Here is an 863-nt window from a genome sequence, read left to right as displayed (position 1 = left end):
TACCGGAGGCCGCACTGGAAGTTCGGCTGCGGCTGCTGCGCGATCGCATCCATCAAGGGTGGATCCTCAACGCGCTGGCACTGCGCGAGCTTTTGGGTTGACGCACCCGAGCGACTAGCCCGCGGTGCGCTCGGGGTCCGAGCCGTCAGCGCCGCGCGGCACCGGGGTCCAGGCCCCGTCGATGACCTCGGGTGGGCATTGCGCCTGCAGCCGTTCGCGTTCGGTGCGGCGGCGTTTGATCCGCAACCGCGCATCACCGGGCAGGGTGACCAGTTCGTTGCAGGTCAGGTAGTACATGTCCTCGACATCGTCGATGAGGTCCGCCTCGACCCGCAGCGAACCCAAGGCGCGCAACGTCATACGGAGTTCGTGGGTGAACCGCATCGTGGTGTCGTAGGCCAGCTCCCGAGAACCACGGGCGGCGCGCGCCGGCCGTTGCTGCGGCGTCGGCGGCTGTTCGCAGGTGGCCGCGGCGATCAGCAACATGGTGGGATCGTCGGCGAATGTCGTGGCGGCCAACTCGGCCTCCCCCGGCCCGCGGTGCCCGATTCGCGCGACGGCGTCGTCGACGGCGGCAGCCGTCTTGGGTGACAGCGCGCGGATGCTGGCGAGGTTGCCGTCGGCGGCCAGCGCGCGCAACGGCGGGTCGGCTCGCAGCGCCGCCGCCAACTCGGCGATCTCGGCGTCGACGAGCTGGCTGTCGGCGATCATGCCCACCCCGGACACACTGCGCCCCGCCTGGCCGCGCACCGGTGTCGCGGCGCTGACTCCGGCGTCGATCAGCCACAGCGCGTTGAGGATCCACCCTTGATGGATGCGATCGCGCAGCAGCCGCAGCCGAACTTCCAGTGCGGCCTCCGGTA

At 70.6% G+C, this 863-nt stretch carries 2 pseudogenes; one reads left to right on the top strand and one right to left on the bottom strand.

Annotation, left to right across the window (positions count from 1 at the left end):
- A pseudogene (locus tag A9W96_RS33330) lies at positions 1 to 77 on the top strand (hypothetical protein); the annotation flags it as partial.
- 37 nt (positions 78 to 114) lie between these two features.
- On the opposite strand, the pseudogene A9W96_RS14090 reads toward A9W96_RS33330, so the two are convergent.
- Positions 115 to 863, bottom strand: a pseudogene (locus A9W96_RS14090) (hypothetical protein); the annotation flags it as partial.

The organism is Mycobacterium sp. 1245852.3 (assembly GCF_001669335.1).
In the GTDB taxonomy this organism is placed as follows: domain Bacteria; phylum Actinomycetota; class Actinomycetes; order Mycobacteriales; family Mycobacteriaceae; genus Mycobacterium; species Mycobacterium europaeum_A.
This window is presented reverse-complemented; position numbering and strand designations above follow the sequence as displayed.